Source organism: Brevundimonas abyssalis TAR-001, from assembly GCF_000466985.1.
Taxonomy (GTDB): domain Bacteria; phylum Pseudomonadota; class Alphaproteobacteria; order Caulobacterales; family Caulobacteraceae; genus Brevundimonas; species Brevundimonas abyssalis.
The window spans coordinates 41135-54806 of the sequence record NZ_BATC01000008.1; the positions used below are offsets into that span (position 1 = coordinate 41135).

At 65.7% G+C, this 13672-nt stretch carries 13 protein-coding genes and 1 pseudogene; 12 read left to right on the plus strand and 2 right to left on the minus strand.

Translation table 11 applies throughout. From position 1 onward, the window contains the following. Positions 1-42: 42 nt before the first annotated feature. The 4 genes and pseudogenes from MBEBAB_RS17920 (at position 43) to MBEBAB_RS16815 (ending at position 2712) form a co-directional block, all read left to right on the plus strand. Entirely contained in the window at positions 43-168 is a 126-nt protein-coding gene (locus tag MBEBAB_RS17920; RefSeq protein ID WP_255552803.1) for a hypothetical protein, read from the plus strand. After that, positions 168-808 (plus strand): annotated as a pseudogene (locus MBEBAB_RS18770) (NAD-dependent epimerase/dehydratase family protein); the annotation flags it as partial. The gene MBEBAB_RS17920 and the pseudogene MBEBAB_RS18770, both read left to right, overlap by 1 nt. A gap of 552 nt (positions 809-1360) precedes the next feature. Then, the gene (locus MBEBAB_RS18775) at positions 1361-1834 is read left to right on the plus strand and encodes an SPW repeat domain-containing protein (protein WP_444979082.1); all 474 of its coding nucleotides are present in this window, start codon (positions 1361-1363) and stop codon (positions 1832-1834) included. Positions 1835-1875: 41 nt separating this feature from the next. Then, positions 1876-2712, plus strand: a complete 837-nt coding sequence (locus tag MBEBAB_RS16815; protein WP_242397060.1) for a vitamin K epoxide reductase family protein — start codon at positions 1876-1878, stop codon at positions 2710-2712. Between the two features lie 235 nt (positions 2713-2947). Here MBEBAB_RS16815 and MBEBAB_RS03840 read toward each other — a convergent pair whose 3' ends face one another. Next, positions 2948-3361 carry a four-helix bundle copper-binding protein gene (locus tag MBEBAB_RS03840; RefSeq protein ID WP_021696620.1) on the minus strand — a complete coding sequence of 138 codons (414 nt, stop codon included), beginning with the start codon at positions 3359-3361 and terminating at the stop codon, positions 2948-2950. Positions 3362-3507: 146 nt separating this feature from the next. Between MBEBAB_RS03840 and MBEBAB_RS16440 the strand changes: the two genes are divergently transcribed. Then, a complete protein-coding gene (locus MBEBAB_RS16440; RefSeq protein WP_021696621.1) occupies positions 3508-3648 on the plus strand; it encodes a hypothetical protein in 141 nt (46 codons plus the stop codon). A 92-nt stretch (positions 3649-3740) separates the two neighbouring features. Here MBEBAB_RS16440 and MBEBAB_RS03845 read toward each other — a convergent pair whose 3' ends face one another. Beyond that, entirely contained in the window at positions 3741-5759 is a 2019-nt protein-coding gene (locus MBEBAB_RS03845) for a ParB/RepB/Spo0J family partition protein (protein WP_021696622.1), read from the minus strand. A 340-nt stretch (positions 5760-6099) separates the two neighbouring features. Between MBEBAB_RS03845 and MBEBAB_RS03850 the strand changes: the two genes are divergently transcribed. The 7 genes from MBEBAB_RS03850 to qatB all read left to right on the plus strand — a co-directional run bounded on the left by MBEBAB_RS03850 (position 6100) and on the right by qatB (position 13415). Further along, the gene (locus MBEBAB_RS03850; RefSeq protein WP_021696624.1) at positions 6100-6693 is read left to right on the plus strand and encodes a hypothetical protein; all 594 of its coding nucleotides are present in this window, start codon (positions 6100-6102) and stop codon (positions 6691-6693) included. Between the two features lie 70 nt (positions 6694-6763). Further along, positions 6764-7861 (plus strand): helix-turn-helix domain-containing protein, encoded by a 1098-nt coding sequence (locus tag MBEBAB_RS03855; RefSeq protein WP_021696625.1) that lies wholly within the window; start codon positions 6764-6766, stop codon positions 7859-7861. 106 nt (positions 7862-7967) lie between these two features. Further along, positions 7968-8792 carry a type IV toxin-antitoxin system AbiEi family antitoxin domain-containing protein gene (locus MBEBAB_RS03860; protein WP_021696626.1) on the plus strand — a complete coding sequence of 275 codons (825 nt, stop codon included), beginning with the start codon at positions 7968-7970 and terminating at the stop codon, positions 8790-8792. Beyond that, positions 8779-9696, plus strand: a complete 918-nt coding sequence (locus tag MBEBAB_RS03865) for a nucleotidyl transferase AbiEii/AbiGii toxin family protein (protein WP_021696627.1) — start codon at positions 8779-8781, stop codon at positions 9694-9696. Before MBEBAB_RS03860 ends, MBEBAB_RS03865 begins: the two co-directional genes overlap by 14 nt. Further along, the gene (locus MBEBAB_RS03870) at positions 9693-10361 is read left to right on the plus strand and encodes a hypothetical protein (RefSeq protein ID WP_045318794.1); all 669 of its coding nucleotides are present in this window, start codon (positions 9693-9695) and stop codon (positions 10359-10361) included. Before MBEBAB_RS03865 ends, MBEBAB_RS03870 begins: the two co-directional genes overlap by 4 nt. A 269-nt stretch (positions 10362-10630) precedes the next feature. After that, positions 10631-12595, plus strand: coding sequence for a Qat anti-phage system ATPase QatA (gene qatA, locus MBEBAB_RS03875; protein ID WP_021696629.1), 1965 nt, complete (start codon positions 10631-10633; stop codon positions 12593-12595). Between the two features lies 1 nt (position 12596). After that, a complete protein-coding gene (gene qatB / locus MBEBAB_RS18190; protein WP_045318795.1) occupies positions 12597-13415 on the plus strand; it encodes a Qat anti-phage system associated protein QatB in 819 nt (272 codons plus the stop codon). Positions 13416-13672: the final 257 nt, after the last annotated feature.

The following is a 13672-nucleotide window of genomic DNA, read 5'->3' on the forward strand; positions in this document are numbered from 1 at the left end:
TGACGCAGACTTGCGGACTTTAGTCTACGAGGAGGCTTAACCATGATGAACGGTATGATGGATGCCGGCTCGATGATGAGCGGTATGGGGCTGGTAGGACTACTGGTCGTCATCGCCCTGATTCTCGCCATAGCTTGCTTGATCAAATATTTGTTCAGCAGGCGTTGATGGCGACCTCTGCCAAAACCCCCGAGACGGTCATCGTCACCGGTTCCAGCGGATTTATCGGCTCGGCTCTGGTCGAGCGGCTGGCCAAGCGCTTCAGGGTCATCGGCTTCGATCGGGACATGCCGCCCCATCCGCCGGCCGAGGCGGAATGCGTGTGCATCGATCTCACCGACGACGCCAGCGTCAAGGCCGCCTTCGATCGCGTCCGCGCCGGGTACGGCAAGCAGATCGCGTCCGTGGTCCACCTCGCGGCCTTCTTTGACCTCAGCGGGGACCCTGACCCCCGCTACGAGGCAGTCACGGTCCGAGGCACGGAGCGCATGCTCGAAGCGTTGAAGGCCTTCACGCCGAGCAGTTCGTCTTCTCCAGCACTATGCTAGTTCACCAAGCCACGGAGCGTGGACGTCCCATCGACGAGGCGGCGTCTCTGAGCGCCGCCTTGCCGTACCGGGAGTCCAAAATTCTCGCTGAAGCCCTCGTCCGCGAGAAGCGAGGCCGGATTCCGGCCGTTTTCCTGCGCCCGGCGGGCGTTTATGACGACGGCGGCCACTCGGCGTTCCTCGCCCAACAGATAGCGCGCATCTACGAACGGCGCCTGAGTTCGCACGTCTATCCGGGCGACCTCGCCACGGGACAACCTTCGTTGCACTTGGAAGACCTGCTCGACGCCATCGAGCGGGTGATCGACCGGCGACGCGATCTGCCGACAGAGTTCCCGGTCCTACTCGGCGAGGCCGACGTCATGACCTATGACGAACTGCAGCGCGACCTCGGCCGCTTGATCCACGACGAAGCTTGGGCAACTCACACCATTCCGAAGACGGCCGCCAAGGCAGGCGTTTGGGCGGAGACCGTTCTAGATGAAGACGCTTTCATCCGCCCCTGGATGGTCGACATCTCCGACGACCACTACGAACTGGATCTGACCGCGGCGCGAACCCACCTGGGCTGGTCGTCCAGACACAGCCTTCGCCAGAGTCTTCCGGACATCGTTGCGGGCCTTAAGGCCGATCCGTTCGCCTGGTATCGCGCCAACAAGCTAAACGCGGCCCGTGTGGCGGACGACAAGGCCGAAGTCGCCGCGTCGGAGACGCACGCCATCCCGCCCGAACAGCACCGGGCGATGCTGTCCGATCACGCCCGGTCAATGCAGGGCATGCATTTCAGCATGCTCTGGGTGCATTGGCTGACCATGGGACTGGGTCTCTGGCTGGCCACGGCGCCTTTCGTTTTCGGCGTCTTCGACCAAACCGAGTTTTCCTCCGCCGTACAGTCCGTCACCGAAGATCGCGGCCTGTGGCCGGCGGCTTTCAGAAATACGCTGACGGGCTGGAACGACGTGATCTGCGGCGGACTGATCATGGTGTTCGCCGCCTTCTCCATGTCTCCCCGGAACGGCTGGGCGCAGTGGGCCAATGCCGTCATCGGCGTCTGGCTGCTGGGCGCCGGGATCCTGTTCTGGGCGCCGAGCGCGGCGGTCTACAGCAACGACATGCTCGTCGGCGCCCTTGTCGTCGCCCTCACCCTCCTCATTCCGATGATGCCCGGAATGAGCATGGAGGGTATGATGGACGAGACCGACACGCCGCCGGGCTGGACCTACTGTCCATCGACCTATCTGCAGCGCATCCCGATCATCGCCCTGGGCGTGGTCGGCTGGTGCTAGCCAGAATTCTGACGGCCTATCAGCTCGGCCACGTCGACAATGTGTGGGAGCCGTTCTTCGAGGCGCCTGGGCCCCTCAACGGAACGGAACACATCATCACCTCGGCGATGTCCAAGGCCTGGCCGGTCGCCGACGGCGGCGTGGGCGCCATCACCTACATGGCCGAGATACTGATGGGTGCCATGGGCGGACGGGCGCGGTGGCGGACCATGCCGTGGATGGTGGTGCTGTTCGGCATCGTCGTCGTGCCCTTGGGTGTGGTCAGCATCTACTTCATCATCATGCAGCCGATCGCCATAGGAACCTACTGCACGATCTGTCTGCTCGCGGCAGCGGCGATGCTGATCATGATCCCCTATTCGCTGGATGAACTCGTGGCGATGGGTCAGTTCCTGGTCCTGAACACGCGGCGCGGACGACCTTTCTGGCGAGCCTTCTTCCGAGGCGACGCCCTGCCTGGCGGAACGGTCGACAAGCGGCCGGGCTTTTCCGATGGCTGGGGACGGGCGACCGCTTCCGCTTTGCGGGGCGCGACGCTTCCGTGGACCCTCGTGGTCAGCGCAGGGCTGGGCGTCTGGCTGATGCTCTCAAGGCTGGTTTTGGGCACAGAACCGCCCCTAGCGGACACGGATCATCTGATCGGAGCCCTGGTGGTCACGGTCTCCGTCATCGCGATGGCCGAAGTCGGACGTCCCCTCCGCTTCCTAAACATAGGCTTTGCCGCATGGCTGATCGCCTCGCCTTGGATGATAGACGGCGGATCCTTGGCAGGAACCTTCTCGAACCAGATCGTCGGACTGACGATCCTGGCGCTCAGTTTGCCGCGAGGGCGGCGGAGTCAGGAGCACTACGGTTCTTGGGATCGGTTCATCGTCTGAACGGCTACGCGGATACGATCGGCTTGGCTTATGATCTGCATGGTCGGCGATCCTTGAGCGCTCGCCGCTAGGACCAGGTCCGATCTACATCTGGCGATTCACGCGGTCAGAGATGCTGATTCATAGTTCTCCGCAGGGCGGACTGTCAGACACGGTCGCGAGGAGCAGTAGCATGGGCATCATGATCCGGGTTCCAGCTTATTCGGGAAGCCAAGCGGTTGGACTGCGGTCGTTCTCAGTGTTGTGACGGGCTGATCGTTGCGGCGGCATCGCGGCAGGCCTGCTCGCAACGCCGACATTCCTCGGCGCAGATACGGCAGTGTTCATGCATGTCGGCGTGCTTCTCGCATTCGACGGCGCAATCGGCGCAGGCCTCGGCGCAGGTTTCGAGCATGCGTTTGATCAGGGCTTCGTTGCTGCCGGTGCGACGCGCAGCGATGCCGGCTGTGGCCAGGCAGACATCGGCGCAGTCGAGATTTAGGCGGATGCACTGGGTGAGATCCTTGACCATCTCCTCGGCGAGGCAGGCGTCGGCGCAGATGTGGCACACGGCGGCGCAGCCGTAAGCCGCCTCGATCGCGCGAACGAGACTGTCGTTGACGCCGCCGCGCACGTCGGGATGGGTCCTGATCATGGGCTGGATTTGCATCGGAGGGCTCCTTGGGGTGATCGAAGAGCAACCCCAGAGCCGCGACGATGTTCCGAACTGTGAAGCCTCGAAAGCGCCGTCGCTAGGCTCGGGACTGGCGAAGCAGTGGTGAGAATGCCGCCTGCGATTACTGCGATCGCACCGGGATGACCGAGACGATCGCCCGACTTGTGGATCGGTTGGAGGCGAAGTTCGACCAGCATTTCGAGCGAGTCCAACGAACCCTTCTGATCTGTGATGTGGGTCTATGGCGCGAAGACGCCGCCCGTTTCCGGGCGGCGCTCTGAGATGATTCCGCGAGCGACGCGTCAGCGTCGCGAGCGCCGGGCCAAGCTCTGTCGGGCAATCGGGGCCGCCGAAGCGGCCCCGACGCTAGGGCCTATTCCGCCGCGAACGGATAGGCGTCCTCGTTCGGAGATGCGGCCTCTTCTCCGGCGTCCGCGACTTGCGGCGGCGCCGTGCGAAGCAGCGGCGGCAACCAGCCCTTGCCCGCGATCAGCGTTTCCGCCGCCTCGGCCATGTCGGCCTTCTTCATTCCGGCGAGACGGTCGGCGTCGGTCTTGGAAACGCCTTCCTCCACCGCCTCCATTACCCGCGCCTTGGACACCCGACCGAAGTAGGAGGCGGCGGTCGCCGTCCACGTCCCGGTCATGTCCAGACCCAAAGCGGTCGCCAGCGTCTCGGCCTGGGCCCAGGCGCCGGGGCGCCGGTCGTGCGGGTCGCGCACGGCGTTGACCCCCAGCGAGGCGCAATGGGCCAGGAGGTCCAACAGGTCCGAACCGGACATATCGACCAGCACCGCCCACAGGTCGCGCGCCTCGTTCGGCAGACGCGTGGCCCAAGCCTCGCTCCGGTCGGCGATGCGCCGTCCGGCTGGGCCTTCGCAGACGCCCGGCGCGAACCGCTCCAGCCCGGTCAGGCTCAACCGCAACTGAAGGACCGTCGGCTGGTCGTAGGGCGGATAGAAGACCTGCAAGGCGAAGGCGTGAACCACCACGGTCAGGGCCATGCTCGCATCCGCCGCCAAGGCGTCCCTCAAGCCCGCCGTGCGGTGGGCCGTCAGGTCCAGCACCAGCTTCTCGGACAGGGGCGCCAAGCCCTCGTCCGCCTCCGCCGCGCCGCTGGCGACCCCGCTGGTCGCGGGGGCCGTGGCCTCCGCGTCACCGGCGTCTTCGCGGCCCTGCTCCGGGGCCTCGTCCTCCGGCTCCGGCAGGGCGTCCTCCAGCCGGACCAGCCCGCGCTCGAACCGGGCCACGCCGTCATGGCTCAGCGTGACGATCACGCCGGAGCGGGCCAGATCGTCGGGCCGGTAGGCATGGTCGTCGCCGAAGGCCTGCAAGGCCGCGTCGATCTCCTCCAGCCGGGCGTCCACTTCGGGCGGCAGCACCTCGGCGGAATCGTTGTCGCTGATGAGGCGGTCATACTCCTCGGCCAAGGCCGTCATCGCCGCCTCGTCCTCGGGGGACCGCTCGACTTTTTCGGGATAGACCCGGCCCAGGCCGAGGCCGTGCGGGAAATCCGGATAGGCCTCGGCCCATTTCCAGCCCTCGCGCTCGCGGACCTCCTCGGCCAGCCCATCCAGCTTGCCGATGACCAGCCGGTCCAGCAGGGACGCGTCCTCCAGCCAGCCGCCGCCGTCCTCGGTGAACAGGTCGCGCAGCACCGCCCCGCCCGCCTCGGCGTAGGCCTCGACGCCGACGAAACGGGCGCGGGGGTCGTCGGCCCGGACCTTGGTTTCGGTCATGACGCGGCGAATGGCGTAGGCGGGCGTATGCGGCCCGATCATGCCCAACACCTGCTCCTGCCGGTCGTGGTCCTCGCTGACGGCGAACGCCATCAACTGTTCCAAGGTCAGCCCGCCCTCGCGGTAGGTCTGCATCAAGGCCGGGGCCACCGCGCCCAGCCGCAGCCTTTGACGCACCACATGGGCCGACACCCCGAACCGGGCGCCGATCTCCTCGGCGCCGTAGCCCCTTTCCTCGGCCAGCCGCTTGAACGCCTCGAACTGGTCGGCGGGATGCATGTCAGCGCGGGTGACGTTCTCGTCGAGGCTGATCTCGTGGGCGTCGTTCTCGGCGTCCACGATGCAGCGCACCGGATAGGTCCGCTTGATCGCCTTGCGCTTGGCCAGCAGCCGCAGCCCCAGCCGACGCCCCTCGCCGATGGTGACGAGGTAGGCGCCGGTCGGGGCGCCCTCGCCGTTCCGCTCGATCTCGACCACGGGCGGCTGCAACACCCCCTTGGCCTTGATGGAAGCGGCGAAGGCCTCGATGGTGGCCGGGCTGTGCGGGGTCTTGCGGGCGTTCTTGTCCGACGCCTTGAGCCGGTTGAGCGGCACGATGATCTCGGCGCCGTGTTGCGGCTCGGTCGCGGCGGTTTGGGTGGATTGGGTCGTCATGTCTGCCTCCTTTGGGCATGGGTTGCAGGCACGCGAACTGCGCGCCTGAAACCCTGCCCCTCGGCGAGAGCGGGGTAGCAAAGGCCAGGGCGGACCGGCCGGAGGGGGATCGCCCGGCCTGCACAAGCCTGATCTCAATGACGATGATGATGATCATGACCGGCGCGGAAGGTCGGGGAGACCGGCCGGTCCGGCGCCGGAGGCGCTTCACCCTGGCCTGCGCGAGGGCGGAGCCCTTAGCGCTTCCTTGTTTACAAAGTCGTGTCCAGCTTACTTTCGCGGAGTTAGTTGACGAATCATCCAGTTTGCCCATTATGGCTTTGCAGGCTTGGAGCTCCGCATGACCCCTTGGGAACATCACACCGCCCTCACCCGCGATCGTCTGATCACGATCGGGAAACTGATCGAGCGCGGCCGTAACGACGCCCTGGATCGCTTCGACGCGAGCGCGGGCTGCACGGGATGGACCCTCGGCTGCGAGGCCTTCGCCTTCCAGAAGCACCAGATCGAAGCGACGGCGCCCGACGTCGACTGGCTGGAGATCCTGAATCCGACGATGCAGTTCGTGTTCAGCGTGGGCGGCGTGCCGATCCGATTCTATCGAGGCGAGCCGGACGATCCGAACGCGCGGACCCTGAAGCAGACCTTCTCGGAACTTCAGCAGCTGAGCCTTTTCGGCGCCGATGAACTGGTCAAATTGACCTCCGAGCCCCTGTACCGTTTCGCGATCGAGACCGATCTGGACGGCGCGATCACGGCCGTGACCTTCGTGGTGCTGGCGGGCGATACGCCGGTGCTGACCTGGCAGGTGCCGCTGGACGAAGCGGTGACCAAGGTGTCGCCGCTCTGGGTCGCGGGCAGCGAGGGCGTCGATCTGCCTGCGCCCGCCGTCGGAATCGCGGCAAGGAAGCAGAAAGACGGGACGACCGAATGATCGGCCGATCCGCACGGATCTGGGTGGGGGGCGGTCGCTAGACCGGCCAGTCATGGAAACGAACTCGAAAATGGCAGGCGAGCAACTCCGGCTCGCCCGGCTGGCGCATGGCTATTCGCTCGAGGAGGTCGGCGAGCTGATCGGGGCGACCCGTCAGTTCATCCACCAGCTCGAGACCGGCTCTCGGTCGCCATCGGACGAAGTGGTGGACGCTCTGGCCGATGTGCTGGGCGTCACGCCGGCCTTTCTGGCCCAACCGATCCCATCGACGGTGCGGCCGGAACAGTGCCATTTCCGCGGGCACATCACCCGGCCAGCCTCGATCACCAGCCAGGTGCTGGCCCGGGGCACGCTACTCGACAAATTCGTCGCGGCCATCGAAGTCCACCTGGAACTGCCGGCCGTGTCCTTCCCCGATCTGCCGGCGGCCACGGCCGAGGAGATCGAACAGGCGGCCGAAGAGGCCCGGCGATATTGGGGACTCGGAACGACGGGTCCGATCACAAGCATGATGCGGGTGGTCGAGAACGCCGGCGCCGTCGTCACCTATTTCGGCGATCTGTCGGATCGGGTGGACGCCTTCTCGATGGATCGGCGCAGGCCGATCATCGTCCGCAGCTCTCTCAAGGAGAGCCTTTGTCGGCAACGGTTCGACTTCGCCCACGAGTGCGGCCATCTGATCATGCACCGGGGCATGCAGACGGGAGATCGCGCGACCGAAGACCAAGCCCACCGTTTCGCGAGCGCCTTCCTGTTTCCGCGTGGGGCTGTCCTGCGGGAATTCCCACGAGGGCGTGCGATCAATTGGCGCGCGCTGTTCGAGCTCAAACTCAGATGGAAGATGTCCGTCCGCGCGCTGGTTCGGCGGGGCTATGACCTGGGTCTGTTGACCCCGGCCCAGTACCGCACCGCCAACATCCATCTGGTGAAAACAGGACAGGCCAAGGTCGAGACCTATGACGCGGACGACGCCTTGCCGGTCGAACAGCCTGAGCTGCTGCCGTCGGCGCTCTCGGCGCTGGCGGATGCGGTGGTCGGGGGCGCCGGGGCGATCGGGCGCGAGATCGGTCTGGCCCCCGCCATGCTTGAATTGATCACCGGCTCCAGCTTCCCGGAGCCCGGGCCGTCGATCAACGATCCGAAGGTCGTCCGCCTCCGGCCCATGTAAGGTTGGTTTGGTGATACGCCAATCTGATAACTCACAGTGCTCAAAATGAGGCTCTGTGAAACAGGGTATTTGACATGTCTCCACTTCGAGCACCATAAGTGCTCAAATGCTAGGAAAGCTAAACAAGCTGGAGCGGCTGTTGCCGGAGGGGCTGGTGGTGGACTCCACCTGGCTCAACGAGCACGGCTACTATAACTCGCTCCGCGCCAAATATGTCGCTGCCGGCTGGCTCGAGCAGCCCGCGCGCCGCGTCTATCGCCGCCCGCGCGGCACGCTGGACTGGCAGCTGGTCGCCCTGTCGCTGCAGACCCTGCTCGACTATCAACTGGTGGTGGGAGGCCGCACGGCGCTCGAACTCCAGGGGTTCGGTCACTACCTGAGCCGCGAGGTGCAGGAGGTTCATCTCTACGGCCTGACCAGGCCGCCGACCTGGCTGAACGACCTCAAGCTCGGCGTCCGCTTCCTCTATCACAATCCGGCCCGCCTGTTCGGCCACGCCGCCTGGTTCGGGCTGCGCGGCCAGGAGCCGTCCGGCCCCGCCGATCCCTTCGCCTGGGGTCAGGCCGGCGTCGCCGAGATGCCGATCGGGCACTGGAAATGGCCGATGCTCGTCTCGACGCCCGAACGGGCCCTGCTCGAACTGCTCGACGAACTCCCTGATCGCGAGACATTCGATCAGGTCGACGCCCTGGTGGAGGGCCTGGCCAATCTCAGCCCGCGTCGCCTGCAACTGCTCCTCGACGACTGCCGGAGCATCAAGGTCAAACGCCTGTTCTTCTTCTTCGCCGACCGTCACGGTCACGGGTGGCTGAAACGCTTGGACCGGAGCTCGATCAACCTCGGCAGCGGCAACCGCATGCTGGCCAAGGGCGGGCGACTCGATCCGACCTACCGCATCACCGTGCCGGAAGACTTCAATGCCGTTCGGTGATCTCTACGAACGCCAGGTCCGGTTGTTGATCCGCACCCTGCCGTACGTGCTGGTCGAGACCGAATTCGCCCTAAAGGGCGGCACGGCCATCAATCTGTTCGTCCGCGACCTGCCGCGCCTTTCGGTCGATATCGATCTGACCTATTTGCCCGTCCGCGAACGCGGGGAGTCCCTGGCCGCGATCGACGCCGGCCTGAGGCGGATCGCGGCCGCCATGGCCGCCGGGCTGCCCGGTGTCGTGGTGACGCCTGGCCAGGCGCGGCCCGAAGGCACGATCGACAAACTTCTCGTCGCTGCGGATGGCGTCCAGATCAAGATCGAGGTCACGCCCGTATTGCGCGGCACGGTGTTCGCTCCTGAGCTGCGGAGCGTCGCGCCGGCCGTGGAAGACCGGTTTGGCTTCGCTGAGGCCCAGATGGTGTCCCTGCCCGACCTCTATGGGGGCAAGATCGCCGCCGCCCTGGATCGCCAGCACCCGCGCGACCTGTTCGACGTGCGCGACCTGTTGGCCAACGAAGGCGTGGGCGATCAAATGCGCCAAGCTTTTATCGCCTATCTGATCAGCCACCCTCGCCCGATGGCCGAAGTACTGCGCCCGCGCCGCAAGGACATCGCCGAGGAGTTCCGGCGGGGCTTCGTCGGCATGACGAAGGAGCCTGTCGACCTCGACGACCTGATCGCCGCGCGCGAGGCGCTGATCGCGATCATCGTCGCTGAGATGCCGGCCGAGCACCGGGCGTTCCTGATCGGCTTCAAACGTGGCGACCCTGATTGGGATCTCATCGGCCTGCCGACCATCGCCGACCTGCCGGCCGTGCGCTGGAAGCAGCGGAATCTGGACCAGCTCGCGCCCGACCGGCGCGACCGCCTGGTGGAAGGCCTGCGCGCCGTTTGGCCGTCATGAGGCGGCGGGGACTGGTCGCCTGGCTCCCCTCGCTCACCGCGGCGGCCTGGTTCACCATAGACAAACTCCTCCCCGACCTCCTCCCGCCGGTTCCCCGGCCCTGGGCTTGGGCAATCGTCGCCCTGTCCGTCCTCGTGGCGGCGTTGGCGCTGGGCGTTCGGGCTCTCCACGGCGTTCGGGCGCGCGTCCCGGGTCCGTGGGCGGCGAGACCGATCTGGTCGATCCTGCGGTGGCTCCACGAGCGACCGCGCGTTTCCATTCTCACAGCGGCCGCGTCGGCGGAGTTCGGCATTTCGACGCTGGACCAGTTCCGGATCAGGCTGACCGTCCACCGCAGCGTCGAACGGGCGACGGTGCCTTGCCGTATCGACTTCGAGCAGGCCGTCCTCACGCTGATCCAGGATGACCGGCAGGGCCAAAGGCGCTTGCGGCTGGTTCCCGGCGAGGCGGGCGGATTCCTGGCCCTGCCGTTGGCGTCGCGGCGCTCGGACTCGGTAATAATCGACTTCGTTCCGACGACCCTGCCCCTGCCGAGCGCTCGCGCACCCGACCTGCACAAACCCTTTGCGCTCGAATTGAGATCGGTTCACGCCGAAATTCAGACGCGTCGCCCGATGGCGGGCCGGCTGCCAATGGCGGCGCTGATCATCGCCCCGCCAGCCTGAGTCCGAATGCGATGACGGCGACGCCGATTCAGACGGGCGTAGCGTTCCGTAAATCTCATAGGCGTCGTGCGCATCACGTCGCCTACCGTAGCAGCAAGACGGTGAATCGGGAGAGGATGTCGAAGAAGTATGTTTGCCGTGGCCGTCGATCCGCTGACGCAACAGCTTTGCCGTGTGATTCCTGAATGGACACTGCCCAGCCGTCAAGCTTAACGTTGTTGTTGATACGGCGCGTTGGCGAAGCGCTATCGCCCTTCCGGAGGTTTCGATTGAGCAGACGCGCCGACCCATTCTTCCTGAGCGACCAAGAGACGGCGGTCGATCTTCTCTATTACGAGGCGATCGCGCGCACGGTTGTGCGGCTGGTGAGACAGAGCGCCGATGTCCCGGTGACGATCGGTGTTCATGGCGACTGGGGCGCCGGGAAATCTAGTGTCCTGAAGATGACGGCTGCGGCGTTCGAGGGCCAGGACCGCGTCATAACCCTGTGGTTCAACGGTTGGGTATTTGAGGGTTTCGAAGACGCGAAGGCTGTCGTCATCGAGACGATCATCTCGGAGCTTCGTCGTGCCAGGCCAGGGTCTGCGAAGGTTGCCGAAGCCGCCAAGAAACTCCTCAAAAGGGTCGACTGGCTCAAGGTGGCCCAAGCGGCAGGAGGCATGGCGTTCACTGCGGCGACCGGCGTCCCGTCTCCGGACTTGTTGCGATCTCTGTACAACGGACTGTCCGGGTTCGTCGCCGATCCCTCCCAAATGGTGACGCCCGAAACCCTCAAGGGCTTGGCCGAAAAGGCCAGCGGGGTCCTGAAAGCTTCCGAAGCCTCATCGGAGACCGCGCCGGATCAGATGCATGCCTTCCGAGAGGAGTTTGAGGCCCTGCTCGACGCGGCCGAGATCGATCAGCTGGTCGTTCTGATCGACGATCTTGATCGGTGTCTGCCGGAGACCGCCATCGCCACACTGGAAGCAATTCGCCTCTTCCTTTTTGTGCCGCGTACGGCCTTCGTCATCGCGGCGGACGAGGCGATGATTGAATATTCGGTCCGCCGTCATTTTCCCGAACTCCCGGCGACCACCGGCCCGATGAGCTACTCGCGGAATTATCTCGAGAAGCTGATCCAGGTTCCATTCCGCATCCCGGCGCTGGGTCTGGCTGAGACCCGAGCCTATGTGACCCTGCTCCTAGCGCAGAGGGCGCTCGGTGAGGCGGCGCCTGAGTTCCAATCGCTGTTGACGGCTGCGCGGGAGGACCTGAGGCGGCCATGGGCGAGCCGCGGTCTAGATCGGACCGTGGTCCAAGGCGCGCTCGGCGGGACGATTCCTCCGTCGGTGGAAGACGCGCTGCGTGTGAGCAGCCAGATTACACGGCTGCTCACGGACGGCACGCGAGGCAATCCACGTCAGATCAAGCGGTTCCTGAACTCCATGGCGTTGCGGCAGGCCATCGCCGAGGAACGCGGTTTCGGCGAGGACATCGAGTTTCCCGTCCTGGCCAAGCTCATGCTGGCTGAGCGGTTCGCACCGGACCTGTACGACCAGCTCTCCCGACTCGCGTCCACCGCAGTCGATGGCCGTGTCGCGGCGCTGGCCGTCCTCGAGACCGGGGCCAAGACTCCGCCAGCGCCGGTCGTCGGTCAGACAAACAAACCAAGAGATAAGCCTATCGTCGATGGCGCGGCGTCGCCCGAAGCTGAGGACTGGTTGAGGAGCGACTGGTCCAAGGGCTGGGCCCAGATTGAACCGCCGCTCGCGGTCGTGGACCTGCGCCCCTACGTCTTCGTCACCCGAGACAAGCGCAGCTATTTCGCAGGCGTGATCGCATCGGATCATCTTGAGGCGCTGGTCGAGAAACTGAGCGGATCGGCTATGGCCGCCCGGTCGGCAGATCCCGACCTGGGACGCATAACCGATACAGAGGCTGAACAGGTCTTCGATGCGCTCCAGACCCGGATACTATCCTCGGACAAGCTGGCCGCCGCTCCGCCCGGTGTTCACGGCCTGGCCCGACTCGTCATTGCCCGGCCGTCTCTGCAACGTCGTCTTCTGGTCTTTCTCAGGGGCCTTCCGACCGACGCCGCGGGCGGTTGGGCGGTCACCAGTTGGACCGGAGCCTTCTCCGACACTCTCGTCGCGGCAGAGTTCGAGACTTTGCGTGCCGGGTGGGCGACGGCGGCGACCAACAAGGGCTTAAAGGCGGCCGCCGAGGCCGCCGCCGCGATGGACCGGAAGGTTTAGAATGGGAACCTCGAGCCCTTACGGAGGGCCGCAGATCGGCCTGATCCCCAGTTGGGTCGATGATCCGGCGACGGGCGTGGAGACGCCCCCCACCAGTCCGGCAGCGACGCCCGCGCCAACCTCCTCGTCTCCGGACACTTCCGGCGCCGGTTCGTTGAGGGGGGCTCGGACCGCGTTCAACAAGTTCGCCAGGACCGGTAACCGCGACGACCTCGCCAGAAGCGTGTCGCGCTATGTCCGCGACGGGGTCGGGGGCAGTCGCCGGGCGGCCAGACGGATGGGCGAGGCGAGAGCCTCAGCGGGACGGTTGCTCGGCGTCGTACGGGACATTGCCCGGGACGGACCGGTCGAAGCGCTGCGGCGCGTCAACCTCGCCAATCTAGCCGGTCAACCCGCCGAAACCGTGCTGTTGGCGCTCCTCGAAGCCATCTGCCCGCCGGGCGGTACGCTCGACGAAGCAATCGCTCGCCAAGGAATGCTCGAGGCCATCGACGCGCTCGCGGAGGACGGGCTGGGCGCCTTTGACACCCTGACCCCGGGGCAGCTCGAGGAGTTCTTCTTGGACGTCGTCGCGCGAACCATCGAAGCGCGCATTCTCAATGACATTGGTTCACGCGGCATCAACCTGCCCACATCGGTCGCCGCCATCGATCAGCTCCAGGCCCAACTTCATGACTTCGTCTCGGGCACGGTGCGACAGCAACTCGCGGGTCGGCTCGATGGGGTGGCCAGCCTGACCGACCGGAACGTGTTGGGCGCCGCGGACGGGATTTACGAGAGAGCCTTCGATGTGCTCGCTGCGATCGGGGACGACCTATGAGCGCGCACAGCATCGTCTGCCGTCTCGGCGACCGGGATCGTACGCGACTTCCTGCCGCCAAGGGACTGACCCGGACGGAGATTTCCTTTATCGAGGCGGATCGACGCCTCGACTACGGCCTCGGCCAAGCGCTGGATCAACTGGCGGGGGTCGGTCTCCGTCCCGGGGAGATCGCGGTTGATCTGGCGATATTCGCCGCAACGCTCACGGCTGCTGACACGCGGGTCAATCGGCACTCTGAGGCTCAGGACGCTGGA